We start from the raw sequence: 24724 nt of genomic DNA, 5'->3' as shown, positions 1-24724 counted from the left end.
GACCGCCGTTCGCCGTTGGCGATCAGGTCCAACTCACCGATGCCAAAGGCCGAATGCACACGATCACGCTGCAGGACGGCCAACGTTTCCACACGGAGAAGGGCGGCATCGACCACGACGACCTCATCGGAGCCGGCGAGGGGATCGTGGTCACTTCGAGCAAGGGCACACAGTACCTCGCCCTGCGGCCCTTGCTGCACGACTTCGTCATGTCGATGCCGCGGGGGCGACGATCATCTACCCCAAGGACGCGGCGCTCATCGTGGGATTCGCCGATGTGGGTCCCGGCGTACGCGTGCTGGAGGCCGGTGCGGGCTCGGGGGCGCTGACCTGCTGGCTGCTGCGCGCCGTGACATCCACCGGCCACGTCACGTCGGTGGAGAAGCGCGAGGACTTCGCGCAGATCGCACAGCGCAATGTCGCCAAGTTCTTCAACGGCGCGGCCCCCGACAACTGGACGCTGCTCACCGGCACTTTGGAGGATGTCGCACCGCCAGGACCTTTCGACCGTGTCGTGCTCGACATGCTCACCCCCTGGGAGACCCTCGACGTGGTGGAGGCGGGCCTGGTCCCCGGCGGCGTGTTGTGCGTCTACGTGGCCACCACCACGCAACTGTCACGCATCGTCGAGGCGTTGCGCGCCGCGGGCGGCTGGACCGAACCGCGGGCCTCGGAGACCATGCACCGGGGGTGGCACGTGGAGGGCCTGGCCGTGCGACCGGACCACCGCATGGTGGGCCACACCGGCTTCCTGGTCTTCAGCCGACGCCTGGCCCCGGGTGTCATCGCCCCCACGAAACGTTCGCGTCCAGCGAAAGGGGCATACGGGAGCGACTACTCCGGGCCACGTCCGCCCACCGGCGACGACGATGCGAGAGGTGGAAATCCCGCCCAAGATGTATAGGGTCGAAGACGAGGCGGATATCTGCTCCAGGAGGGCCCGATGACCGAGGACGTGCGCGGTGAGGATCTCGAACGACTGCGCTCGGAACTGGCCAAGCAGCGTGCCAACAACGAGCGCATGACGTTCACCCTGCGCGAAGCGCGAGCGCAGATCCTCGCACTGAAGGCCGAGGTGGACCGGCTGGCCGAGCCCCCGAGCGGCTACGGGGTGTACCTGGAGACACTCAACGACGGTTCGGTGAACATCTTCACCGGGGGGCGCAAGATGCGCGTGGTGGCCACACCGAATGTCGACGTCTCGGTGCTCGTCCCCGGCCAAGAGGTCATGCTCAACGAGGCCCTCAACATCGTTGAGATCGCCGGCTTCGAGCGGCGGGGTGACATCGTCATGCTCAAGGAGATCCTGGCCGACGGCAGCCGGGCCCTGGTGATCGCCCACACCGACGAGGAGCAGGTGGTGCACCTCGCGGACCCTCTGCGCCGCCAGCACCTGCGGGCGGGCGACTCCTTGCTGGTCGAGGCGCGGTCCGGTTTCGCCGTTGAGCGGATCCCCAAGGCGGAGGTCGAGGAACTGGTCCTGGAGGAGGTTCCAGACATCGACTACGCCGACATCGGCGGGCTCGGGTCGCAGATCGAGCAGATTCGCGACGCCGTGGAACTGCCTTTCATGCACGCCGACCTCTTCCGCGAGCACGAACTGCGGGCGCCCAAGGGGATCCTGCTGTACGGCCCGCCCGGCTGCGGCAAGACGCTGATCGCCAAGGCGGTGGCCAACTCCCTGGCCAAGAAGGTCTCTGACCGCGAGGGCCTCGAGGCGGGCCGATCGTTCTTCCTGAACATCAAGGGCCCGGAGCTGCTGAACAAGTACGTCGGCGAGACCGAGCGGCACATCCGCCTGGTGTTCCAGCGCGCACGGGAAAAGGCCAGTGAGGGGATGCCGGTGATCGTCTTCTTCGACGAGATGGACTCGCTCTTCCGCACTCGCGGCTCGGGTGTGTCCAGCGATGTCGAGAACACGATCGTGCCCCAATTGCTCTCGGAGATCGACGGTGTCGAAGGGCTCGAGAACGTCATCGTGATCGGTGCCAGCAACCGCGAGGACATGATCGACCCGGCCATCCTGCGCCCCGGCCGGCTCGACGTGAAGATCAAGATCGAGCGCCCCGACGCGGAGGCCGCGGCCGACATCATGACCAAGTACCTCACGGCCAACCTGCCGCTGCACCCCGACGACCTGGCCGAACACGGGGGCAACCCCGAGGTCACCGTGGCGGCGATGATCCAGCGCACCGTGGAGCGCATGTATTCCGAAGCCGCTGAGAACCGCTTCCTGGAGGTCACCTACGCCAACGGCGACAAGGAGGTCCTCTACTTCAAGGACTTCAACTCCGGGGCCATGCTGGAGAACATCGTCTCCAGGGCGAAGAAGAGCGCGATCAAGGACTTCCTCGACACCGGTCAGAAGGGCATCCGCTTGCAGCACCTGCTGTCGGCGTGCGTCGACGAGTTCCGCGAGAACGAGGACCTGCCGAACACCACCAACCCCGACGACTGGGCGCGGATCTCCGGCAAGAAGGGTGAGCGCATCGTCTTCATCCGCACGCTGGTCCAGGGCAAGCAAGGCGATGAACCCGGCCGCACGATCGACAACGTGGCCAACACCGGCCAATACCTGTAACGCGGGGGAGGGGTTCAGCACCAGCGGGGAGAGGAACGGTTGTCCGGGAGCGATACGACCTGGTTCGATCCACCCCGACGCCGGCCGGGCAGGGCGTCAGGTCCATCCGGGAGCGAAACGGGTGTCCGGGAGCGAATCAACTGGGTTCGATCTCTCCCCGGTGAGGCAACCTCTCCCGCCTTCACCCCGACGCCAGCCTGGACGGGCCTCACCTCCAGCCGGGAGCGAAACGGCTATCCGGGAGCGATACAACCGGGTTCGATCCACCCCGACGCCGGCCGGGCAGCGCGTCAACTCCATCCGGGAGCGAAACGGCTATCCGGGAGCGACCCAACCGGGTTCGATCTCTCCCCGATGAGGCAACCTCTCCCGCCTTCACCCCGGCGCCGGCCGGGCAGCGCGTCAGCTCCAGCCGGGAGCGAAACGGGTGTCCGGGAGCGATACAACCGGGTTCGATCCACCCCGACGCCGGCCGGGCAGCGCGTCAGCTCCAGCCGGGAGCGAACCGGCTATCCGGGAGCGATACAACCGGGTTCGATCCACCCCGACGCCAGCCGAGAGCGCGTCAGCGGCTCGACGGGTCGTAGCCGAAGTCCTGGACCCAGTAGCTGATGCCGGTCGAGTACCGCGAGTCCTGCTGGACTGCCAGCCCCAGGCCCATGGTGTCGAAGTCGGCGTCCATCAGGTTGACGCAGTGGCCCGGGCTCTTCAGCCAGCCGTGCAGGGTCTCCTGGGCGGTGGGGAAGCCGCTGGCGATGTTCTCACCGGCAGGGTCGCCGGAGTAGTTCGTGGCCCGGATGCGGTCGGCGAAGGAGCGCCCGTCCAGGGAGTCGTGGTCGAAGTAGTTCTTGTCCGCCATGTCCTGAGCGTGGGCCTGGGCGGCTTTCGCGATCTCGGCGTTGTACACCACCGGCGCCACGGGAGGCATCGTCTTGGATCCGCATTGCTGCTGCTTCGAGCGGGCCTCGTTGACAAGCGCGAACATGGTGGCGAAGTCGCCGTCCGGAACCGGATCGGCCGGGATGCGCTGCTGACCGGTGGAGACGTTATTGGAGGTGACGGGCTGGTATGTCACCGCGACGAGGACCGCTTGGCCGGTCTTGGCACGCACGCGGTAGGTGCGCTGGCTCGGCTTGTAGAGCGTGCCGCCACTGGTCACGGCGAACGCACGCATCGTGTACTTGCCGGCCGGTAGGCGCAGCACGGTCGACGAGCGGACGGTGCGGCGCACGCGCTGGCCACGGACCTTGACGCGGGCCTTCTTCACACCGCTGATGCTGACGCTCACGCTGTTGCCGACGGCATTGACGTGGTGGCTGCCCGCAGACTCCACAGCTTGTGCGCCACTGGTGGCCACCGCTTGCCCCAGGAGGAGGCCGGCGGCACTCAGAGCAACTGCATAAACACGCACACTGTGGGGATCGGAGGCGATGCACCACGAAGTGGAACGTGTTCACCCGATCGGAGTGCAGGTGATGTCACCCGATCGGAGCAGAGTCAGTCCCGCATCGACTGCAGTGCGCTGATGAGGTCCGCCGCGGTGGGGCTGGCGGCCAGAAGTGCGTCGACGTGCGCCTTGGTTCCCCGCAGCGGGTCGAGGGTCGGAACCCTCTGCAACGCCGAGCGCCCCGGCAGGTCGAAGATCACAGAGTCCCAACTCGCCGCGGTCACGTGCTGGGGGTAGCGGCGCAGGCACTCGCCACGGAAGTAGGCACGGGTGGACTCCGGCGGCGCGACCATCGCGTGTGCCACCTGGTCGTCGGTGGTCAGCCGCTGCAGCCGGTCCCGCTTCTCCAACCGCGCCCACAGGCCCCGCTCGGGGTCGACGTCGCTGTACTGCAGGTCGACGAGGTCCAAGCGCGGATCGCCGTAGTCCACGCCGTCCCGACGCCGGTAGCCGTCCAGCAGTGCCCGTTTCGCAACCCAGTCCAGTCGGGTCGCGAGTTCACCCGGGTCACGCAGCAGCGAGTCCAGTGTGGTCTCCCACTCGGCGAGGATCTCCAGGGTGGGGGAGTCGGCCTCGGAACCATAGCGGTCGTCGACGAACTTGCGTGCCTGCTCGACGAACTCGGCCTGCATCTGCACAGCGGTGAGCCGGCGCCCGTCGGCCAGTTCCATCTGGTAGCGCAATTCGGGGTCGTGCGACACCTCGTGCAATTGCCGCACCGGATGGCGCAGAGCGAAGCCGGCGAAGTCCCACTCCTGCTCGATCATGCTCAGCACCAGCGAGGTCATCCCCAGTTTGAGGTACGTGGCGTACTCGCTGAGGTTGGCGTCGCCGACGATGACGTGCAGCCTGCGGTACTGCTCCGGGTCGGCATGCGGTTCGTCACGGGTGTTGATGATGGGCCGCTTCAAGGTGGTCTCGAGACCGACCTCGACCTCGAAGAAGTCGGCTCGCTGCGTGAGCTGGAAGCCCGTGGTGCGGCCGTCCTGGCCGACGCCGACCCGCCCGGCCCCGGTGATCACCTGCCGGCTGACGAAGAAGGGGATCATCGCCGAGACGATGCGTGGAAATGGGGTGAGTCGTGGCATCAGGTAGTTCTCGTGGCAGCCGTACGAGGCGCCTTTGTTGTCGGTGTTGTTCTTGTACAGCCGGATGTGCTGGGCACCCGGCTCCGCGGAGGCCAGCCGCCCCGCCTGCGCCATGATCTGCTGGCCTGCCCGGTCGTACAGCATGGCCTCGAACGGGGTGAGCACCTCCGGGGTCGAGTACTCCGGATGGGCGTGGTCGACGTAGAACCGGGCCCCGTTGGTCAGGATGACGTTGGCCATCCCCACGTCGTCGTCGGTCAGTTGGGACGGGTCGGCCTCGGCTCTGCTCATGTCGAAGCCGCGGGCATCGCGCAGGGGGGTCTCCACGTCGTAGTCCCACCGCGTGCGACTGCGGCGCTGGGAGTGCGTGGATCGGTCGTAGGCGCTGACCACTTGGCTGGACATGAGCATCGCGTTGGCGTGCGGGTGGCCCGGCGAGGACACCCCGTACTCCGTCTCGATACCCATGATCCGCATGACACTCACCCGCTCAGGCTATCCCGGTGGCCGGGCCGACGGCGGATGCCAGATGTCGGGGGCACCGACTAAGGTCGGAGCAAGGAGGTGTGGCGCCCATGGCAGATGGTCAGCAGCACAAACATCGCTCGCAAACCGACAAGCAGAGCGAGGACGTCGTCGGCGAAGAGGTCGAGGCGGCCGCGGCACGCAAAGCGGAGATCGACGCGGATGTGGACTCCATCCTCGATGAGATCGACGACGTGCTCGAGGAGAACGCCGAGGAGTTCGTGGCCAGTTTCGTACAGAAGGGCGGCCAGTGACACAGGCTTCCGGTCTGCCCGCATACTTCCTGCGACCCGGTTCCTCGTTCGTCGAGTTCCTCGGTGAGCACGATCCCGCCTTCTTCGACCGCGTGCGGCCCACTCAGTCCGTCGACGCGCCCCACGGGACGACGATCGTGGCCAGCCAGTTCGACTCCGGCGTGGTGATGGCCGGGGACCGCCGGGCCACCATGGGCAACGTCATCGCCCAGCGCGACATCCAGAAGGTCTATCCCGCTGACGAGTTCTCCGTGGTGGGTATCGCCGGTACCGCCGGGATCGCGGTCGAGATGGTACGGCTGTTCCAGACCGAACTCGAGCACTTCGAGAAGATCGAGGGCACGAGCCTGTCGCTGGAGGGCAAAGCCAACCGGTTGGCGTCGTTCATCCGCGGCAACCTGGGCATGGCGATCCAGGGGCTCGCGGTGGTCCCGCTCTTCGCCGGCTTCGACCTGTCCCGGGACGCCGGCCGGATCTTCTCCTACGACGTCACCGGCGGGCGCTACGAGGAGCACCAGTACCACGCCGTCGGCTCCGGCAGCCCGTTCGCGCGAGGCTCGCTGAAGAAGTTGTATCAGCCGGGCCAGTCGGCCACGGATGCCGTGCGGGTGTGTGTGCAGGCCTTGTACGACGCCGCGGACGACGACTCCGCCACCGGCGGACCCGACCTCACTCGGGGCATCTTCCCGGTCGTCTACACCGTCGACGGCGGCGGTGTGCGCCGCATGCCCGAGGGCGAGATGCAGGCGCTCATCGACGATGTGGTCGCTCAGCGCTACCGGCGGCCGGACGGACCGGTCGCCGACGAGGCGGGGGAGGCCCAAGCATGACCGTCCCGTTCTACGTCTCGCCTGAGCAGATCATCAAGGACAAGGCGGACTACGCGCGCAAAGGTATTGCCCGGGGCCGCTCCGTCGTCGTCGCGCAGTACGACCAGGGCATCCTGTTCGTGGCGGAGAACCCCTCGCGGGCGCTGCACAAGATCAGCGAGATCTATGACCGGATCGCCTTCGCAGCGGTCGGCAAGTACAACGAATTCGAGAATCTGCGGGTGGCCGGTGTGCGGTACGCCGATCTGCGCGGATTCAGTTACGACCGGGCCGACGTCACCAGTCGCGGGCTGGCGAACGCCTACGCCCAGACCCTCGGCACCGTGTTCACCGAGGCCCAGAAGCCCTACGAGGTGGAGATCATCGTCGCCGAGGTGGGTGTCGACGAGGCCAGCGACCAGCTGTACCGACTGACCTTCGACGGGTCCGTCGGCGACGAGCACGGCTTCGTGGCCATGGGCGGAGCCGCAGAGGCGATCTCCAACCAACTGCAGGAGCAGTGGCAGCCGGATCTCACATTGCAGGAGGCCTTGAGGATGGCTGTCGCGGCGCTGGCCGAGCATGGCGGCCAGGGTCCGCGGACCCTGGAGGAGAAACAACTCGAAGTCGCGGTCCTCGGGCGGAACCGGCCGCGGCGGGCCTTCCGGCGACTGGTCGGTCAGGAGCTCGCAGGTTTGTTGAACGGCGGGTAGGTTGGCGCCCATGACACGCAGGATCTTCGGCATCGAGACCGAGTACGGCGTGACATGCACGTTCCAGGGCCAGCGACGGCTGTCCCCCGATGAGGTGGCGCGCTACCTGTTCCGGCGGGTCGTGAGCTGGGTCGCAGTTCGAACGTCTTCCTGCGCAACGGATCCCGGTTGTACCTCGATGTGGGCTCCCACCCCGAGTACGCCACCGCCGAATGCGACGAACTCCAGGAGCTGGTAACGCACGACAAGGCCGGTGAGCGCATCCTGGAAGGCCTGCAGGTGGATGCCGAGCAGCGCCTGGCCGGCGAGGGCATCCTCGGGGACATCTACCTCTTCAAGAACAACACGGATTCAGCCGGCAACTCCTACGGCTGCCACGAGAACTACCTGGTGGGCCGGCAGGGCGAGTTCTTCCGCCTGGCCGAGGTGCTCATCCCCTTCCTGGTGTCCCGGCAGCTCATCTGCGGGGCGGGCAAGGTCCTGCAGACCCCGCGGGGGGCGACGTACACCGTCAGCCAGCGGGCGGAGCACGTGTGGGAATCGGTCAGCAGCGCGACCACCCGCAGCCGGCCGATCATCAACACCCGCGACGAGCCGCATGCCGACGCCGAACGTTTCCGCCGCCTGCACGTCATCGTCGGCGACAGCAACATGAGCGAGCCGACGACCCTGTTGAAGGTCGGCTCCACGGACCTCGTTCTGCGGTTGCTCGAGGCGGGACTGCCCATGCGGGACCTCACCCTGGAGAACCCGATCCGCAGCATCCGCGACATCAGCCAGGACCCGACCGGCCGACGTCTGGTCCGGCTGGCCAACGGCAAGAGCGTCAGCGGCCTGGACATGCAACGTGAGTACCTGCAGCGGGTGTCCACCTTCGCCGCCTCCACGGGTCTGCTCGATGACCCGCACAGCGTGCCGTCCCGGGTGGTCGACCTGTGGTCGCGCACTCTGGACGCGATCGAGTTCGACCGGCTGCAGGACGTCGCCACGGAGATCGACTGGGTCATCAAGCGCACCCTGATCGAGCGCTACATGGCCAAGCACGACCTGAGCCTGACCGACGCCCGGGTGTCGCAACTGGACCTGGCCTATCACGACATCAGCCGCACACGCGGCCTGTTCTACCTGCTGCAGGCCAAGGGCCTGGTGGACAGGGTGTGCAGCGACATCGAGATCTTCGCCGCCAAATCCCTCCCACCCCAGACCACCCGTGCGAAACTGCGGGGCGACTTCATCAAACGTGCCCAGGAGAAGCGCCGGGACTTCACGGTCGACTGGGTCCACCTCAAACTCAACGATCAGGCCCAGCGGACGGTCTTGTGCAAGGACCCCTTCAAGAGCGTTGACGAGCGGGTAGAGCGCCTCATCGCATCGATGTGAGAGGCGCACATTAGGGTGAAACGCATGCGTATCTCCCGTGTCGCCGCCCTCGCGGTGGTCCCCCTGCTGCTGGCAACTGCCTGCAGTTCCGACTCCGGTGCGACGCCGTCGCCCTCGGCTCCGGTGAGTTCGGCGGCCAGCCCCGCCGGTGACGCAGTGAGCACCGACGGCGTGACCGTCACCGGCGCCGCGAACGCCGAGCCCACGATCGCCATTGACACCGCGGCCGCACCTCCCACTGAGCTCGTCGTCAAGGAGATCACTGCTGGCACCGGCAAGGCCGTGGGACCCAACTCCCTGGTGACCGTTCAGTACGTGGGGTCGGCGTGGTCGACCGGCGAGGTCTTCGACGGTTCGTGGGCCACCGGTGAGGTGCAGTTCCCCATCAAGGGGGTCATCCCCGGCTGGCAGAACGGTCTGCAGGGCATCAAGGAGGGCTCGCGGGTGCTGCTGATCATCCCGCCGGACCAGGGCTACGGGGAAGCGCCGCCGCCCGGGTCGGGTATCGGTGTGAACGACACGCTGGTCTTCGTCGTCGACGTCACGAAGGTGGGTTCCTGATGGAAAAGCCCGAGATCGAATTCCAGGACGGCCCGCCGCCGGCGGAGCTGGTCATCACCGACCTCGTGGTGGGCGACGGTCCAGCGGCGCAACCCGGCGGTCAGGTGACCGTGCACTACGTCGGTGTCGACTACGGGACCGGCGAGCAGTTCGACGCCTCGTGGGACCGGGGCGAACCCATCGCCTTCCCGCTGCGCGGGCTGATCCAGGGCTGGCAGGACGGGATTCCCGGCATGCGCGTGGGTGGTCGCCGACAATTGATCATCCCCCCGGACCTGGCGTACGGGACCTCCGGTGGCCACCGGCTGTCAGGTCGCACGCTGATCTTCGTGATCGATCTGCTCGACGCCTGAGAGCCCGCGATAGCCGGGGAGGGACATGCTCGCAGTCCCTCGGCGACCCTTTGCGGATTGTGACCGCGACACGCCGAAACGTCGCCCGAACGGGTGATATTGGCTACGCACGGTAGTTGTGTGCATTTCAACAGGACACCGGGCTCAACATTCAGCAGTCTCCTGCCGAAGCCACAAGCACAAACGGCGATGAGGGAGGCGAGGACGATGACGACGATCAAGGCGACATGCCCGGTGTGCAGTGACGTCGATCTCACCCCCGACGACGTGCGACTCACCGTGGCCGAGGCGGCCGGTTGGGCGACGTACACGTTCCGTTGCGGGTCCTGCCAGGACCTGATCGAGAAGGCGGCGGACCAGGAGGTCGTGGCCCTGCTGTCTAGCGCCGGAGTCATCATCGACAACGTGCCCAGCGAGGTGCTCGAAACACATTACGGCCTGCCGATCACCTACGACGACGTGCTCGACCTGGCCCTGTGGCTGGAGGGCCACGACGTCATCGTGCCCCATCTGCTCGTGCACTGAACGCTGCGGCAAATACCCTGGGCGCGGACAACGTCGTACTCTGTACGCATGTTCTCCAACCTTCGTGGGTCCGAGTGGCTGATCCTGATCCTGGTCGTCGTGCTGCTCTTCGGTGCCCGCCGCCTGCCGGACGCCGCGCGCGGCCTGGGCCGGTCACTGCGCATCTTCAAGGCCGAGACGAAGGGCCTCACCGACTCCTCTGCGGAGGGCACGCCCGACGCCGACCCCGCCAAGGCCGTGGACAGCCCACCGGCAACACCTGAACAGCCCAGTGTGGTCGAGCCGCCCGCGGGCAAGCAGACACCCACCCAACCTTGACCGTGACCGCGCCCGTCCAGCACGCGCGCGCCCAGATGCCCCTGCGGGAGCACCTGCGGGAACTGCGGCGCCGACTGGTGATCAGCCTGCTGGCCATCGCCCTCGGGGCGGTCGTCGGGTGGGTCTACTACGTCCAGATCTTCGATGTCATCTCCCGGCCGATCCAGGACGTGGTCGCGCAGGCCGCAGCGGAGGGCCGCGACGTGCGCCTGGTCGTCGCCGGGGTCACCGACGCCTTCATGCTCCAGGTGAAGGTGGCCGTCATGGCCGGCCTGGTGCTCGCCTCCCCGGTGTGGATCTACCAGTTGTGGGCGTTCGTGACCCCCGGTCTGCACGCCCGCGAACGCCGCTGGGTCTACCTCTTCGTCGTGCTGAGCGTCCCGCTGTTCCTCGGCGGGGTCCTGCTGGCTTATGTCCTCATGCCCAAGGGTCTCGAGGTGCTTCTGGGATTCACCCCGCAGAACGTCGGCAACTACCTGCCTGTGGACCGGTACCTGTCGTTCTTCCTGCGCATGGTCGTCGTGTTCGGCATCGGGTTCCTCACCCCGTTGTTCATCGTCGGCCTGAACATGGTGGGCATCCTCAGCGGCAAGCGGCTGGCTTCCGCCTGGCGCTACATCATCTTCGGCGTGTTCATATTCGCCGCCGTGGCCACCCCGACCGGTGACCCGATCACGATGATGCTGCTGGCCACCCCGGTGATGGTGCTGGTCGGGGCGGCGGTCGTGTTCAGCCTGCTCAACGACCGCCGACGGCGCCGCAACGCAGCGGAGCCGGACTACGAGCAGTGGACCGATGACGAGGTATCACCCATCAGCGAGCCAATGGACGGCGAGGACCCTCCGCGCCGATAGCCTCGGGAGGTGCTGACTGCTGCGATCCTGATCAACCCCACCTCGGGCAAGGGCCGGAGCGCCAAGAACGCGCCACTGGCGCTCGAGCGGCTACGCGAACGCGGTGTCGACGTCACTGCGCTGCAGGGTGTCGACGCCGACGAGAGCCTGCACCTGGCCAGGGAAGCCGTGGCCGGCGGGGTGGACGCGCTGGTCGCATGCGGTGGTGACGGCACCGTTCATCTCGCTCTGCAGGCCGTACACGGCTCACAGAGCGCCCTGGGGATCATCCCGGTGGGGACCGGCGACGATATCGCCCGCGCGCTGAGCATTCCGCGCGGCGACCCACGCACCGCAGCCGACATCATCGCCGATGGCCGGACCCGGGCAGTCGACTACGCCATCGTCGACGCCGCAGACGGTACGCAGCGGGCCTTCCTAGCGGTGCTGAGCGTAGGTTTCGACTCCGAGGTCAACCAGCGCGCGAACGCCATGCGATGGCCCACGGGCCAGTCGCGGTACCTGTTGGCCACTTTCGCCGAGTTGAAGGTGTACAAGCCCGTGAAATTCTCGATAACCGTCGACGGGCAGACCCAGATCGAGGAGGGCATGATGCTCGCCGTGGGCAACGGTCCCAGCTACGGCGGAGGGATGAAGGTTTGTCCGGGTGCGTCCCTGGACGACGGACAATTGGATCTGACGTTCCTGTCGAAGACGAGCAAGGCCACCTTCATCAGGACCTTCCCCAGCGTCTTCAAGGGCACCCATGTCGACCGGCCGTTCGTGCGCACGCTGCGCGGGTCGACGGTTCGGGTGGAGGCTGCCGGACAGACCGCGTACGCCGACGGTGAGTACGTGGGCCCGGCCCCGGTGGACGTGCGGGTTGTGCCCCACGGGCTTCACGTTCTCGCACCGGTCGGCTGATCATCGGCGCGTGCACAACCCGCCGGGCGCGAAGGCGATCGGCGCGTAGTCTGCAGGCATGGCCACACCCGCAGAACGGTTCGCCGCTGCGCGTCGACGGTCCCGGTCCAGTCAGCACCTCGCCGACTTCCGCGATCAATACGACTTCGCCCTCGATGACTTCCAGACACAGGCCTGCCAGGCCCTCGACGCGGGCCGGGACGTGCTGGTGGCCGCACCCACCGGCAGCGGCAAGACGGTGGTGGGGGAGTTCGCCATCCACCTCGCCCGCGCGACCGGGCGCAAGGCCTTCTACACCACCCCCATCAAGGCCCTGTCCAACCAGAAGTACCGCGATCTCGTAGCCCGGTACGGCGGCCAGGACGTCGGGCTGCTGACCGGCGACGTGTCCATCAACGGCCACGCCGGCACCGTGGTGATGACCACCGAGGTGCTGCGGAACATGGTGTACGAGTCCTCGCCGGATCTCGCCGGGCTCGGCTACGTCGTCCTGGACGAGGTGCACTACCTCGCCGACCGCGAGCGGGGGGCGGTCTGGGAGGAGCTCATCATCCAGTTGCCCGAGTCGGTGTCGATCGTGGCGCTGTCCGCGACGGTGAGCAACGTCGAGGAGTTCGGGGCGTGGATGGCAACGGTCCGCGGAGACACCCAGATCGTGCTGGAGGAGCACCGGCCCGTACCACTGTGGCAACAGGTGATGGCCAACAACCGTCTGTACGACCTGTTCATCGACGACGACCAGCGCAAGGTCAACCCGGAGTTGCAGCGACTGTCCGGGGACTTCCGGGTCACGCGCACGTCCCGGGGAAGACCCGATCGGCATGCCAAACGTCCGCGCCCCGCGCGCACCCCATCGCGGGTCGACGTCGTGGACCGGCTCGAAGCAGCGGACTTGCTGCCGGCCATCCACTTCATCTTCTCGCGCGCCGGCACCGAGGACGCGGTACGCCTGCTGACGAACAGCGGCGTGCGCCTGACATCCCCCGACGAGCGGCGGCGGATCGCGCATGTCGTGGAGCAACGCTGCTCGGTGATCCCAGAGGCCGACCTGCTCGCCGTGGGCTTCGGTGACTTCAGCGACGCCCTGCAGCGGGGGATCGCGGCCCACCACGCGGGCATGCTGCCGATCTTCAAGGAGGTCGTGGAGGAGTTGTTCCAGCAGGCGCTGCTCAAGGTGGTGTTCGCCACTGAGACCCTTGCTCTCGGGATCAACATGCCGGCCCGCACCGTCGTGCTGGAACGACTGGTGAAGTGGAACGGTCAGACCCACGCCGACATCACCCCGGGGGAGTACACACAGCTCACCGGCCGGGCCGGCCGCCGCGGGATCGACGTCGAAGGACACGCCGTGGTGTTGTGGAGCCAGTCGGTGCAGCCCAACCACCTCGCCGGCCTGGCGTCGACCCGCACCTACCCGCTGCGTTCCTCGTTCCGGCCCACGTACAACATGGCGGTGAACCTCATACGCAGGGTCGGGCGGCGCATCGCCCGCGAGATCCTCGAGACGTCGTTCGCGCAGTACCAGAGCGATCAGTCGGTCGTCGGGCTCGCAGCCACGATCAAACGCAACGAGCACATCATCGCCGGGTACGAGGAGTCGATGCACTGCCACCTCGGCGACTTCGCGGAGTACGCGACCATCCGCCGGGAACTCAGTGACCTCGAGAAGCACACCTCGCGGGAGTCCGCCCGCCTCACCCGCAGCCATGCGGCGCAGTCACTGGAGCGGCTGGTGCCCGGCGACGTGATCGCCATCCCGACGGGCCGGCGTTCCGGCCTGGCCGTCGTCCTCGATACCGGCGTGGACGAGCAGGGCGAGCCCCGCCCGCAGGTGCTGACGGTGGACCGGCAGGTTCGCCGGCTCAATGTGGCCGACTTCCCTGCGCCGGCCGTCGTCGTGGACCGCTTGCGGATCCCCCGCGACTTCCACCCCCGCAGTGCCAACGCCCGCAAAGCACTGGCCGCCCGCCTGGGGGAACTGACCGGGCGGCACACCAACGTCCGGCCCGCCCGGGTGCGCGACAGTGCCAACGATGTGCAGATCGCCCGGTTGCGGGCCCGGCTGCGCAAGCACCCCTGCCACGGCTGTTCCGACCGGGAACTGCATTCCCGGTGGGCAGAACGGGCCGCGAAACTTCACAAGGAGAACGACGCACTCACCCGGCGGGTCGACGGCCGGACGAACACGATCGCCCGGCAGTTCGACCAGATCTGCTCGGTCCTGGTCGAACTCGGCTACCTCACCGCACAGGGGGAGGAGTTGTCGGTGACCCCTGACGGGACCATGCTGGGCCGGCTCTACACCGACCGTGCGCTGGTGATCGCCCAGTGCCTGCGACTGGGGCTGTGGCGCGACCTCACGCCGCCCGAACTGGTCGCGTGTGTGTCCGCCCTGGTCTTCTCGTCGCGCACCGACGAGGAGACAGTCCCGCGGCTGCCCAACGGCGGTGTGCGCGAGGTGCTGGCCGAGCAGGTGCACCTCTGGGCGGCCATCGAGGCGCTGGAGACGGAGTTCCGCGTACCCACCACGCCCGAGCCGGACATGGGTTTCTGCTGGGCGGCGTTCCAGTGGGCCAACGGCCAGCCGTTGGCGTCGGTGCTCCAGGGCAGCGACCTGCCCGCCGGGGATTTCGTCCGCTGGTGCAAACAGTTGATCGACGCACTGGGCCAGATCGCCGGTGCCGTCGGCGGCGACGATCCGACGCACGTCACAGCTCAGCGGGCCGCGGACCTGCTGCGCCGGGGCGTGGTCGACTACTCCTCGGAGGTCTGATCCCGGATCGCCGACAGGACCCGCGTCACCGATGACCCGATCCCGAACTCCGTGCCAATCGCATCCAGCAACTCCACGTCCGGCACCGGCCGTGCCGTCGGCGCCGGCGGCACGGGCAGGTCGCGCGCCACGCGGACCACCGCGGGCGCCTTGTCCAGGTAGTCCGTGGCGGCCAGCAGTGAGGCACGTGCCCGCGCAGCCATGCCGGACGCTCGATCCGCAGCCGCCGCCCGCACGCCCGTGAGGTCACCGTAGAGCCGCAGCAAGGACGCTGCGGTCTTCTCGCCGATGCCCGTCACCCCCGGCAGCCCGTCGCTGGCGTCGCCGCGCAGAGTGGCCATGTCGGCGTACTGCTCCGGCCGCACCCCGTACTTGACCTCGACGAACTCGGCATCCACGAACTGCAACTTCGCGATCCCGCGGGCGGTGTACAGCACCCGCACCCCGGCATCGTCGTCGATGAGCTGGAAGAGGTCACGGTCACCGGTCACGACGTCGACCGGCACGCCGGCCGTGGACGCATAGGTGCCGATCACGTCATCGGCCTCATGGTCGGGCACGCCCACAGGTGGCAGGCCGAGCCCGACCAGCAGCGCCTCAATCAGCGGGATCTGCTCCTGCAGAGCCCCGGGCATCTCCTCCTCATCCCCACTGGCCACCCGGTGCTGCTTGTAGGACGGGATCAGGTGCACGCGCCAGTCGGGCCGCCAGGCGGCGTCCCAGCACGCCACGAGGGCGGAGGGCCGGTGCTCGCGGACCAGGCGCGCGATCATGTCCAGCAGCCCGGAAGCAGCGTTGGTGGGCGGCGCGGAGGAGCTCTTGCGGGTGTCAGGCACGCCGTAGAACGCGCGGAAGTAGAGAGAGGCGGTATCCAGGAGCATCAGCGGACGTGGCACGGCAGTAGTGTCGCAGGCGTGACCAGCAGTCATCCCGCGGACTTCCCCGCCCGGCTGTCGGCAGCCTGTGCGGCCACCTCCCACGCGGGACTCGATGCCCTGCTGGTGTCTCCAGGACCCGACCTGCGCTACCTCACCGGGTACGACGCGGTGCCCCTGGAGCGCCTCACCTGTCTGGTGCTCACCGCGGACGGCCGCGCGCGCCTGGTGGCGCCCGGGCTCGAGGTGCCCGCCGCGCAGGCGAGCCCCGTGGGAGACCTCGACATCGACGTGGTGGCGTGGGAGGAGACCGCCGATCCGTACGCGCTGACCGCTTCGATGGTGCCGGGGGCCCGCGCCGTGGCAGTGGACGACCACATGTGGGCGGTGAAGGTGCTCGCGTTGCGCGACGCCATCCCGGATGCCCACCTGCGTGCGGCCGGAGCCGTGATTCAGGACCTGCGGATGCGCAAGTCTCCGGCCGAGGTCGATGCCTTGGTCCGGGCAGGTGCCGCGATCGACGCCGTGCACGCCCGAGTGCCCGAGTTTCTGAGCCCGGGTCGCACCGAACGCGAAGTCGGAGCCCACATAGCGGACGCCATCCTGGCCGCCGGGGACGCCCGGGTGGACTTCGTCATCGTCGCCTCCGGACCCAACGGCGCGAGCCCCCACCACGAACTCTCCGACCGGGTCATCGACCGTGGCGACACCGTGGTGGTCGACATCGGCGGGACGATGCCGGACGGTTACTGCAGCGACTCGACGCGGATGTATGCCGTCGGCCCGCCACCGGACGAGGTACGCGCGGAGATCGAGGTCCTAGCAGCCGCGCAGGCCGCTGCCGTGGCCGCAGTGCGGCCGGGGGTGACGTGCGAGCAGATCGACGCCGTCGCCCGCGATCATCTCGCCGCTGCCGGGCTCGCGGAGTTCTTCATCCACCGCACCGGCCACGGGATCGGCCTGGAGACTCACGAGGAGCCCTACATCGTCGCGGGCAACACCCGGGTCCTCGAACCGGGCATGGCCTTCAGCGTGGAACCCGGTGTCTATCGTGCCGGTCTCCACGGCGCTCGCATCGAGGACATCGTCGTGTGCACCACGGACGGGGTCCTGCGCTGCAACAACCGACCGCACGAACTGGTGGTGGTGGAATGAACGAACTGCTGGAACTGACCGATGACATCGCCACACGCGAGCTGGCTCCGCAGGCCGCTGCCCACGAACGTGAGGCGAGGTTCCCGCGGCAGGCCTTCCGCACCCTCGGCCGCGCCGGGCTCCTCGGTCTGCCGTACTCGCAGCGCTGGGGCGGCGCCGAAGTGGGCTACGAGGACTACCTGCAGGTCCTCGAGAAACTGGCGCAGCGGTGGCTGACGGTCGCGCTGGGGGTCAGCGTGCACACCCTGTCCTGTCACGCGCTGGCCACGGCCGGATCCGACGAGCAGCGCGACCGCTGGCTGCCCGACATGCTCGGCGGAGAACGTCTCGGTGCTTACTGCCTGAGTGAGCCGCAGTCCGGCTCCGACGCGGCCGGTCTGACCACCACCGCCACCCGGGACGGCGAGGATTACCTGATCAAGGGGGTCAAGGCCTGGATCACCCACGGGGGTGTGGCTGACTTCTACACGGTGATGACGCGCACGTCACCGGACCGCACAGCAGGGATCACCGCCTTCCTCGTCCCAGCAGACGCGCAGGGGCTCTCAGCGGCGATCCCAGAGCGGAAGATGGGGATGCGGGGCTCCGTGACGGCGCAGGTCCTTCTCGATGACGTCCGGATCGATGCCGGGCGCCGCCTGGGGGAGGAGGGCAGTGGGTTCAAGATCGCCCTCAACGCCCTGGACTCCGGGCGACTGGGCATCGCGGCGTGTGCGGTGGGGCTGGCACAGGCAGCCCTGGATGTGGCGGTGGAGTACGCCGGCCAGCGCGAGCAGTTCGGTGCCCCCATCGCCACGTTCCAGGGGGTGTCGTTCACGCTGGCGGACATGGCCACCGGGATCGCCGCCGGACGGGCCCTGTACCTCGACGCGGCACGTCGCCGCGACGCCGGGCAGCCGTTCTCGACGCAGGCGGCCATGGCCAAGTTGTTCTGCACCGACATGGCCATGTCCGTCACCACGAGTGCCGTCCAGGTGCTGGGTGGGGCCGGCTACGTGGAGGACTACCCGGTCGAGCGCTACATGCGCGAAGCGAAGGTGCTGCAGATCGTCGAAGGCACCAACGAGATCCAGCGGCTGGTCATCGGCCGGGCGCTGACCACCTAGGATTCTGCCGATGAGGACCCTGCTGGTCGACGGGCACATCTACGCCGTCTCCGAACGCTTCGCCACAGCGTTGCTGGTGGAGGACGGGCTGATCGCCTGGATCGGCACCGATGCCGGGGCACACGTGCACATGGGCGAGGTGGACGCTGTCGTGGAACTCAGTGGGGATCTCCTCGCGCCCGGTTTCGTGCACCTCGCGGACGCGGCCCCCCCCAGCAGCGGCGGTTTCACCCATGGGGACTGCGGCACCGTGAGCATCGCGGACCGATGGGATGAGGCGGAATGGGACTCCGCCAGCACCGAAGCCCTGGCGGTCGTGCCGGCGGATCCGTGCCGACTGCGCTCCCGGATCTCCGCCGGTGTGCCGACGGCTTTGGTCCCTGCGCACGACCACACATCAGGGTGGCAGGCCGTGCGTGCCGCCGTCCATGAGGTGGCGCCCGCGGAACGCATCACCGCCCGTGCGGCGTTCTCGGCCCTGACCCGGGGAGCGTGGCGCCTGCTCGGTGAACCCGACCGCGGGGTCCTGGCGGTCGGCAGCGAGGCGTCGTTCGTCCAGTGGGCCATCGACGATCTTGTGGTGGAGACCCCGGATGAACGGATCAGCAACTGGTCGACCGACCCACGTTCGGCCACCCCCGGCCTGCCGCCCTTGGGACCAGGCGACGACGTGCCGATCGTGCGCCGGGTCTGGCACGCCGGGGCGCCTGGGTGAGACTCGTCCTGCTCGCGCGGGGATGCCCAGCACCGAACCTGCGAACGGCGGGCCGCGACGGCGTGTCCTCTCGAGGGGGTCACCGCTGCCGCCGGCGGGTCGGTAGCGTCGCAGGGTGGCCCCCTCCCGCACTCGCACCGCTCGGTATGCGCGCAGGCGCCGGGCGCGGATGGGTCGCGTGGAGCACGATCTCACCGACGCGCAGTGGAGCGCGCTCGCCGAGGCGTGGGGCGGGTGCGCGTATTGCGGGGCCACCGACCGCGTGCTCCAGCGTGACTGCGTCCTGCCGATTTCGCGGGGAGGCCGCTACACGGTGATGAACGTGGTCCCGGCGTGCGGCCCCTGCAACGCCAGCAAATGCAACGACGAGGTGACCGCCTGGCTGCGCCGCAAACGCCTCGACGAGCGGCTGTTCCTCGCCCGGCTGGGTGAGATCCAGGCCTCGCTCAGCGGGGCGCAAGGGTGAGGCGCGTCCTGCTCGCGCTGGGATCCGGCCTGCTGCAGTTCCTGGCGCTCCCTCCGGTCGGCTGGTGGTGGACGGCCCCGATCGGCGTGGCGCTGTTCGTGCTGGCGGTCCGGGATCAGCCCGGAGGACGCGCAGCACTGCTCGGGTTGCTCGGCGGGTGGGCCTTCTTCCTGCCGCTGCTGCACTGGCTCAGCGTGCTGGGACCCGACGCCTGGCTGGCTCTGGCACTGGTGATCGCCGGCTGGTACGCGGGCATGGGGTGGGCGCTGAGCGTCGTGCTGGAGTTGCGATGGTGGCCGATCGCGGTGCCCGCTGTCTGGGTGCTCCAGGAATGGCTGCGCTCGCGCTTCCCTGGGGCGGCCTGGGATGGGGACGACTGGCGTTCGGGCAGCCGGATTCGCCCTTGACCGGCTGGGTCACCCTGGGTGGCGCCCCCCTGCTGTCCTTCATCGTGGCCCTCATCGGAGCCCTTCTGGTGTTGTGCCTGCGTTCCTGGCGCCGGACGCTGGTCGCTGTGTCGCTGACCGCGGTCGCCGCCCTGGTGGGTTCAACGGTCTACCCCACGCCGGGCACGTCCCAGACGCCAGCGAGCAGCCAGCTCGCCGTGGTGCAGGGCGACGTCCCGCAGCCGGGGATCGATTTCTTGGGCCGCCCGCTGGCCGTGCTGTCGAACCACCAACGAGTCACCGTCGAACTCGCTGCAGCCGTCGAAACCGGCACGGAACCGCAGCCCGACGCCGTGATCTGGCCGGAGAACTCCGCCGACATCGACCCGGTGGCCCGGCCCGAGGCAGAGGCACTCGTGGATTCTGCCGCTAGCTCGATCGGCGCCCCGATCCTCGTGGGCACGGTGCAGGAGGTACCGGGACACCCCGACCGAGTGGCCAACGTGGGCCTGGTTTGGGACCCGCAGGAGGGCCCGACGGATGCGTACATCAAGCAGCATCCGGTGCCGTTCGGGGAGTTCCTGCCCCTACGGCCAGTCCTGTCCCGGTTCATCACGCGCTTCGACCGCGTGCCCCGGGACTTCATCGCAGGGCAGGAGCCGGGTGTGCTGCAACTGGGGCCGGCCCGGATCGCCGATGTGATCTGTTTCGAGGTGTCCAGCGACGAGATCGTGCGCACCGGCGTGCGGGCTGGCGGACGGGCCGTCGTGGTGCAGACGAACAACGCCACCTACGCCACCACCGCCCAACCCGAACAACAGTTCGACATCAGCAGGCTGCGCGCTCGCGAGACGGGCAGATATGTCCTCGTGGCGGCCACGACCGGCGTCACGGGCATCATCTCGCCAGCGGGGGAGTGGACCGCACTGCCCCAACTGCAACCGGGGTGGATCAACCAAGAGGTCCCACTGCACGACACCTGGACCCCGGCGGTGCGGTGGGGGGCGTGGGTCGATGGGGGGCTGAGCATCCTCGGTCTGGTGGCGCTGATACTTGGCCTATGGGGGCGTCGCCGGCGCCCAGCGGCTGAAAGGTAGGTTCCCCTCGTGGCGCAGTCGTTCGAGGATCTCGGCAAGATCCTGGTGATCATCCCGACGTACAACGAGATCGAGAACCTGCCCCTGATCGTGCCCCGCCTGCGGGTCAGCGTTCCGGAAGCGCACGTCCTTGTCGCCGACGACAACAGCCCGGACGGTACCGCGGAGGTGGCCGACGAGTTCGCCGCCGCGGACGACCACATCCATGTGATGCACCGGCTCGGCAAGGAGGGGCTCGGTGCGGCCTACCTGGCCGGTTTCGCGTGGGCACTGGAGAACGGCTACGACGTCGTCGTCGAGATGGACGCCGACGGCAGCCACCAGCCCGAGCAGTTGCCGTTGTTGCTCGACGCGCTACGCGACGCCGACCTCGTCCTCGGTTCGCGCTATGTCCCGGGCGGGGCGGTGGTGAACTGGCCGAAGTCGCGCGAGTGGCTGTCCCGCGGTGGCAACTGGTACACACGACGGGCCCTGCGGATGCCGCTGATGGATGCCACCGGGGGGTACCGGGCGTTCCGCGCCTCGACTCTGCGCGCCCTCGACCTCGACGGCGTCGGCAGTGCGGGCTACATCTTCCAGGTCGACCTGGCCCACCGGACGATCGCCAAGGGCCTGCGCGTCAAAGAGGTCCCCATCGAATTCGTCGAGCGCCAGGTCGGCGACTCGAAGATGAACCGCAAGATCGTCTCTGAGGCCCTGTGGCGGGTCACCGTCTGGGGCGCCCGGGAACGGATGGGCAAGGCGCGCCCGAAGGGCTGAGCCCGGACGAAAACGCCGGAGCCGCCGTACGAGACGGCGGCTCCGGGCGGGGAAGTTGGTTCAGGCGCTGCGCAGACCCGACTCGTCGTCGGCCTCCAGCAGTGCCAGGCGCTCTTGGAGCAGTTCCTCGAGCTCCACGATGGAGCGGCGCTCCAGCAGCATGTCCCAGTGGGTACGAACCGGCTTCGTCGCCTTGGGCTCGGGCTTCACAGCGTCGACCAGCAGGGCCAACTGACCACAGTGGCACTCCCACTCGACGGGCACCTCGGCCTCGACGGCGAACGGCATGTTGATCACGTGGCCGGCGGGGCAGTTGTACGTGACGGTCATCCGCGGCGCGAATTCGACGTCCCGGTCGTTCTCCAGGCTCGTCGAACCGAGTCGCGTGCCGCGCAGGGCCTCACTCATGTAACGCCTTCTCTCTCCTCGACCGGTCACCGCACTAGGTCGGTGCTGCCTGACACAACGCCAGCCATGTCCTTTACATTCCCCGCTGGCCCGGAAATCACACCTAACTGGTGATGACGCCGATCCGTGGGGTGTCACTCCCACCATGGCGGTTGGGACCTCGCCGGGGCGCGCCGAGACCCGGCGTTTGACACATCGCTTACATAGTGCAGTGAGGATCACCCGACCGGAGGATGGCGCGATCACCGCCTGTGAGCGGGCGCTGACCGCGCGTGCAGAACCGCCCGCAGGACACTCGGTCGGTCCGTGATGATCCCGTCCACCCCGAGGTCGAGCAGATCGTGCATCGACTGCGGATCGTCGATCGTCCATACGTGCACGGGCCAACCCCGGCGGTGGGACTCAGCGACGAATCCCGGCGTGACGATCGAGAAGCGCGACGTGCGCGGAGGGACCTGCACGCACAGCGGTCCGCGGGGGAGTACCCACCGTGCCGCCACCGAGGAGACCCGCCCCAGCCGACTGCGGCCCAGCAGGGCCGCGATCTCCGGGGGCGCCAGACTCGTGCACACCGCATCCCCGAAAGCCATGCGTACGGCGTGCACCCGCGTCCGCGAGAACGACGCCACGCAGACGCGGTCGAGGTGGTCGCCGCGGGCGAGCAGGTCGCTGACCGGCCGCACCGCGTTGTCCTCCTTGATGTCGATGTTGAAGTGGGTGCCGGGGAAGTGGTCGAGGACCTCCTGCAGCGAGTGCACCCGCTCGGCGTTGCCGATGTGGGCCTTCTTGACTTCCGCGAACGGCAGGTCCCGGATCCGGCCCACCCGCTCGGTGACTCGCTGCAGCGACTCGTCGTGGAAGACCACCGGCACACCATCGGCCGTGGCGCGGATGTCGGTCTCGATGTGGGTGTAACCCAGGCGCACCGCGTTGCGGAAGGCACGCAGCGAGTTCTCCGGCGCCTCGCGCGCACCGCCCCGATGGGCCATGGCCAAGGGCGCCGGCCCGGCCAGGTAGGGATGGGTCACAGGGCCCCGGTGGTGGGCAACAGATGATCCCAGGGCTGCTCGGCCTCGATCTGGCCGGCCAGTTGCAGCAGCAGGGCGTCGTTGCCGAACGCCGCCGCGATCTGCACGCCGACGGGCAAGCCGTCGCGGGTCACATGCATCGGCACGCTGGCCGCGGGTTGACCGGTGAGGTTGTAGATCTGGGTCTGCGGCGTCGCAGCCAGCGAATCGGATGCGAGATCGTCCAGCGTCTTGCGCAGAACCGGACCCGGGCCCACCCGCTGCAGCACAGACAACGCCACCTGCTCGACCTGGCTGGGCGCGAGCTCGCCGATGCGCACGGGGGGAGTCGCGACACTGGCGCTCAAATGCACGTCGAACTCCGGGCCGAAGAGATCCGCGAACTGCCTGCCCTTCTGCAGGCCCCACCCGCGGGCGGCCGACATCTCCGCGGCCGAGAGCGTGCCCCCGACCTGCTTGAGGAACCAGGTGGCCCGCTCGAAGTTCCGGGGGTCGGGCTTGCGGCCGGTCACCTCCTGGGTCCAGGCGATCTCCTTGGCCACATTGGCCGCGACGATCGTCAAGTAGGCCGTCGCGCCTTCCTTGGGGTCGACCGGGAGGTCGTACTCCACCACCTCGTGCCCGAGTCGGGACAGCAGCGCAGCGGCCTTCTCGACCGCCTCGATGGCGTCCGGATGCATCTTGCGGCCGAAGATGCTGCGCGTTGAGAAGCCGATACGCAGTTTCCCCGGCTTGCGGGCGGCGGCCACTTGATACGACTTCGGGCCCTCCGGCGCAGCGTAGGGAACCCCCGGGTCCGAGCCCCGTACGGCGTCCAGCGCCGCCGCGGAGTCGCGCACTGAACGCGACATGAGCAGACGGACCACCAAGCCGTCCCACCCCTCGGCCTCGTCGGGGCCCAGCGGCACCAGTCCGCGGCTGGTCTTGAGCCCGAAGATCCCGCAGTTGGAGGCCGGGATGCGCAGCGATCCGCCACCGTCGCCACCGTGTGCCAGCGGCACGATCCCCGCCGCGACACTGGCCGCTGAGCCACCACTGGACCCGCCGGGCGTGTGGTCGAGGTTCCACGGGTTGCGGGCCGGTCCTCGCAACTCGGGCTCCGAGACGCCCATGATCCCGAACTCCGGGCAGTTGGTCTTGCCGAAGATGTTGAGTCCGGCCATCTGGAAGCGCACGAACAGTTCGCTGCTGCGCTGCGGGATCCAGTCGACCAGCGATCGGCTCGAGTAGGTGCACCGGTGACCGGCCAGATGCCCATCCATGTCCTTGATGAGGAACGGCACACCGCCGAACACGCCCTTCAGATCATCGGCGGCCGCCATTGCCTCGTCGTCCCACGACTCGACGACCGCGTTGATCGCAGGGTTGACGGCGTTGCGGCGGGCGATGGCTGCTTTCAGGACCTCCTGGGCGGTCACCTCGCCGCTCTGGATGAGCTTGGCCAATCCCAGTCCGTCGTGCTGTGCGTATTCCTCATGGCGCATGGCTGTCAGCCTAGCCGCGCCCGTGACAATTGTGGCCGCGTTCACCGCAGGGCCCAGGGGGCCTCGTATGGTTGACCGATAATCGACATTATGACATTTTGTCGGCTGGGGCCACTCTCCCCACCTCAAGGCGTTAGCGAACCGGATACCCGGGAGCGAAA

The 24724-nt window shown here is 68.3% G+C and carries 24 protein-coding genes and 2 pseudogenes; 20 read left to right on the top strand and 6 right to left on the bottom strand.

Features of this window, described 5'->3' with window-relative positions; genetic code table 11:
* Positions 1–53 precede the first annotated feature (53 nt).
* Positions 54–904: pseudogene (locus IPG68_09380) on the top strand (tRNA (adenine-N1)-methyltransferase).
* Positions 905–943: 39 nt separating this feature from the next.
* Positions 944–2581, top strand: a complete 1638-nt coding sequence (arc, locus tag IPG68_09375) for a proteasome ATPase (GenBank protein MBK6763454.1) — start codon at positions 944–946, stop codon at positions 2579–2581.
* A gap of 565 nt (positions 2582–3146) precedes the next feature.
* Here arc and IPG68_09370 read toward each other — a convergent pair.
* Positions 3147–3566 (bottom strand): CAP domain-containing protein, encoded by a 420-nt coding sequence (locus tag IPG68_09370; GenBank protein MBK6763453.1) that lies wholly within the window; start codon positions 3564–3566, stop codon positions 3147–3149.
* A 512-nt stretch (positions 3567–4078) separates the two neighbouring features.
* Positions 4079–5602 carry a proteasome accessory factor PafA2 gene (locus IPG68_09365; protein ID MBK6763452.1) on the bottom strand — a complete coding sequence of 508 codons (1524 nt, stop codon included), beginning with the start codon at positions 5600–5602 and terminating at the stop codon, positions 4079–4081.
* A gap of 89 nt (positions 5603–5691) precedes the next feature.
* Here IPG68_09365 and IPG68_09360 point away from each other — a divergent pair, with 89 nt between their 5' ends.
* The 11 genes and pseudogenes from IPG68_09360 to IPG68_09310 all read left to right on the top strand — a co-directional run bounded on the left by IPG68_09360 (position 5692) and on the right by IPG68_09310 (position 15084).
* Positions 5692–5895, top strand: coding sequence for a ubiquitin-like protein Pup (locus IPG68_09360; GenBank protein ID MBK6763451.1), 204 nt, complete (start codon positions 5692–5694; stop codon positions 5893–5895).
* Positions 5892–6725: a proteasome subunit beta gene (prcB, locus tag IPG68_09355; GenBank protein MBK6763450.1), complete on the top strand. Its 834-nt coding sequence runs from the start codon at positions 5892–5894 to the stop codon at positions 6723–6725. Before IPG68_09360 ends, prcB begins: the two co-directional genes overlap by 4 nt.
* Positions 6722–7417 (top strand): proteasome subunit alpha, encoded by a 696-nt coding sequence (prcA, locus tag IPG68_09350; protein MBK6763449.1) that lies wholly within the window; start codon positions 6722–6724, stop codon positions 7415–7417. The genes prcB and prcA overlap by 4 nt, the downstream gene beginning before the upstream one ends.
* Before the next feature lie 10 nt (positions 7418–7427).
* Positions 7428–8797, top strand: a pseudogene (gene pafA, locus IPG68_09345) (Pup--protein ligase).
* 24 nt (positions 8798–8821) lie between these two features.
* A complete protein-coding gene (locus IPG68_09340) occupies positions 8822–9358 on the top strand; it encodes an FKBP-type peptidyl-prolyl cis-trans isomerase (GenBank protein MBK6763448.1) in 537 nt (178 codons plus the stop codon).
* A complete protein-coding gene (locus tag IPG68_09335; GenBank protein ID MBK6763447.1) occupies positions 9355–9711 on the top strand; it encodes an FKBP-type peptidyl-prolyl cis-trans isomerase in 357 nt (118 codons plus the stop codon). The genes IPG68_09340 and IPG68_09335 overlap by 4 nt, the downstream gene beginning before the upstream one ends.
* Positions 9712–9918: 207 nt before the next feature.
* Positions 9919–10236 (top strand): hypothetical protein, encoded by a 318-nt coding sequence (locus IPG68_09330; GenBank protein ID MBK6763446.1) that lies wholly within the window; start codon positions 9919–9921, stop codon positions 10234–10236.
* Between the two features lie 48 nt (positions 10237–10284).
* Positions 10285–10554: a Sec-independent protein translocase subunit TatA gene (gene tatA / locus IPG68_09325; GenBank protein MBK6763445.1), complete on the top strand. Its 270-nt coding sequence runs from the start codon at positions 10285–10287 to the stop codon at positions 10552–10554.
* A 2-nt stretch (positions 10555–10556) separates the two neighbouring features.
* Complete coding sequence (gene tatC / locus IPG68_09320; protein MBK6763444.1) at positions 10557–11408, top strand: twin-arginine translocase subunit TatC; 852 nt, start codon at positions 10557–10559, stop codon at positions 11406–11408.
* A gap of 9 nt (positions 11409–11417) precedes the next feature.
* Positions 11418–12311 carry a diacylglycerol kinase gene (locus IPG68_09315; protein ID MBK6763443.1) on the top strand — a complete coding sequence of 298 codons (894 nt, stop codon included), beginning with the start codon at positions 11418–11420 and terminating at the stop codon, positions 12309–12311.
* A 58-nt stretch (positions 12312–12369) separates the two neighbouring features.
* Complete coding sequence (locus IPG68_09310; protein ID MBK6763442.1) at positions 12370–15084, top strand: DEAD/DEAH box helicase; 2715 nt, start codon at positions 12370–12372, stop codon at positions 15082–15084.
* Here the strand turns inward: IPG68_09310 and IPG68_09305 are convergent.
* Positions 15066–15965 (bottom strand): 5'-3' exonuclease, encoded by a 900-nt coding sequence (locus IPG68_09305; protein ID MBK6763441.1) that lies wholly within the window; start codon positions 15963–15965, stop codon positions 15066–15068. The two genes, IPG68_09310 and IPG68_09305, sit on opposite strands and share 19 nt — an antisense overlap.
* A 33-nt stretch (positions 15966–15998) precedes the next feature.
* Between IPG68_09305 and IPG68_09300 the strand changes: the two genes are divergently transcribed.
* The 7 genes from IPG68_09300 (at position 15999) to IPG68_09270 (ending at position 21643) form a co-directional block, all read left to right on the top strand.
* Positions 15999–17114, top strand: coding sequence for an aminopeptidase P family protein (locus tag IPG68_09300; GenBank protein MBK6763440.1), 1116 nt, complete (start codon positions 15999–16001; stop codon positions 17112–17114).
* Positions 17111–18220, top strand: a complete 1110-nt coding sequence (locus IPG68_09295) for an acyl-CoA dehydrogenase family protein (GenBank protein ID MBK6763439.1) — start codon at positions 17111–17113, stop codon at positions 18218–18220. The genes IPG68_09300 and IPG68_09295 overlap by 4 nt, the downstream gene beginning before the upstream one ends.
* Positions 18221–18230: 10 nt before the next feature.
* Complete coding sequence (locus IPG68_09290) at positions 18231–18935, top strand: amidohydrolase family protein (GenBank protein MBK6763438.1); 705 nt, start codon at positions 18231–18233, stop codon at positions 18933–18935.
* 169 nt (positions 18936–19104) lie between these two features.
* Complete coding sequence (locus IPG68_09285) at positions 19105–19401, top strand: HNH endonuclease (GenBank protein ID MBK6763437.1); 297 nt, start codon at positions 19105–19107, stop codon at positions 19399–19401.
* Entirely contained in the window at positions 19398–19808 is a 411-nt protein-coding gene (locus tag IPG68_09280) for a hypothetical protein (GenBank protein MBK6763436.1), read from the top strand. The genes IPG68_09285 and IPG68_09280 overlap by 4 nt, the downstream gene beginning before the upstream one ends.
* Positions 19733–20884, top strand: a complete 1152-nt coding sequence (lnt, locus tag IPG68_09275; protein ID MBK6763435.1) for an apolipoprotein N-acyltransferase — start codon at positions 19733–19735, stop codon at positions 20882–20884. The genes IPG68_09280 and lnt overlap by 76 nt, the downstream gene beginning before the upstream one ends.
* Before the next feature lie 9 nt (positions 20885–20893).
* Positions 20894–21643 (top strand): polyprenol monophosphomannose synthase, encoded by a 750-nt coding sequence (locus IPG68_09270; GenBank protein ID MBK6763434.1) that lies wholly within the window; start codon positions 20894–20896, stop codon positions 21641–21643.
* A gap of 60 nt (positions 21644–21703) precedes the next feature.
* On the opposite strand, the gene IPG68_09265 is transcribed toward IPG68_09270, so the two are convergent.
* The 3 genes from IPG68_09265 to IPG68_09255 form a co-directional block, all read right to left on the bottom strand.
* Entirely contained in the window at positions 21704–22051 is a 348-nt protein-coding gene (locus IPG68_09265) for an RNA polymerase-binding protein RbpA (GenBank protein MBK6763433.1), read from the bottom strand.
* A gap of 242 nt (positions 22052–22293) precedes the next feature.
* Positions 22294–23040, bottom strand: a complete 747-nt coding sequence (locus tag IPG68_09260) for a glycerophosphodiester phosphodiesterase (protein MBK6763432.1) — start codon at positions 23038–23040, stop codon at positions 22294–22296.
* 35 nt (positions 23041–23075) lie between these two features.
* Complete coding sequence (locus IPG68_09255) at positions 23076–24563, bottom strand: amidase (GenBank protein ID MBK6763431.1); 1488 nt, start codon at positions 24561–24563, stop codon at positions 23076–23078.
* Positions 24564–24724 lie beyond the last annotated feature (161 nt).

The sequence above is a fragment of the Micrococcales bacterium genome (assembly GCA_016703125.1).
Lineage (GTDB): Bacteria > Actinomycetota > Actinomycetes > S36-B12 > UBA10799 > JADKAV01.
This window is presented reverse-complemented; position numbering and strand designations above follow the sequence as displayed.

Coding starts and splice junctions, on each gene's coding strand:
- arc (MBK6763454.1), top strand. CDS start 944: ATGACCGAGGACGTGCGCGGTGAGGATCTCGAACGACTGCGCTCGGAA.
- IPG68_09370 (MBK6763453.1), bottom strand. CDS start 3,566: ATGTTCGCGCTTGTCAACGAGGCCCGCTCGAAGCAGCAGCAATGCGGA.
- IPG68_09360 (MBK6763451.1), top strand. CDS start 5,692: ATGGCAGATGGTCAGCAGCACAAACATCGCTCGCAAACCGACAAGCAG.
- prcA (MBK6763449.1), top strand. CDS start 6,722: ATGACCGTCCCGTTCTACGTCTCGCCTGAGCAGATCATCAAGGACAAG.
- IPG68_09340 (MBK6763448.1), top strand. CDS start 8,822: ATGCGTATCTCCCGTGTCGCCGCCCTCGCGGTGGTCCCCCTGCTGCTG.
- IPG68_09330 (MBK6763446.1), top strand. CDS start 9,919: ATGACGACGATCAAGGCGACATGCCCGGTGTGCAGTGACGTCGATCTC.
- tatA (MBK6763445.1), top strand. CDS start 10,285: ATGTTCTCCAACCTTCGTGGGTCCGAGTGGCTGATCCTGATCCTGGTC.
- IPG68_09310 (MBK6763442.1), top strand. CDS start 12,370: ATGGCCACACCCGCAGAACGGTTCGCCGCTGCGCGTCGACGGTCCCGG.
- IPG68_09305 (MBK6763441.1), bottom strand. CDS start 15,965: ATGCTCCTGGATACCGCCTCTCTCTACTTCCGCGCGTTCTACGGCGTG.
- IPG68_09295 (MBK6763439.1), top strand. CDS start 17,111: ATGAACGAACTGCTGGAACTGACCGATGACATCGCCACACGCGAGCTG.
- IPG68_09290 (MBK6763438.1), top strand. CDS start 18,231: ATGAGGACCCTGCTGGTCGACGGGCACATCTACGCCGTCTCCGAACGC.
- IPG68_09285 (MBK6763437.1), top strand. CDS start 19,105: ATGGGTCGCGTGGAGCACGATCTCACCGACGCGCAGTGGAGCGCGCTC.
- lnt (MBK6763435.1), top strand. CDS start 19,733: ATGGCTGCGCTCGCGCTTCCCTGGGGCGGCCTGGGATGGGGACGACTG.
- IPG68_09265 (MBK6763433.1), bottom strand. CDS start 22,051: ATGAGTGAGGCCCTGCGCGGCACGCGACTCGGTTCGACGAGCCTGGAG.
- IPG68_09260 (MBK6763432.1), bottom strand. CDS start 23,040: ATGGCCCATCGGGGCGGTGCGCGCGAGGCGCCGGAGAACTCGCTGCGT.
- IPG68_09255 (MBK6763431.1), bottom strand. CDS start 24,563: ATGCGCCATGAGGAATACGCACAGCACGACGGACTGGGATTGGCCAAG.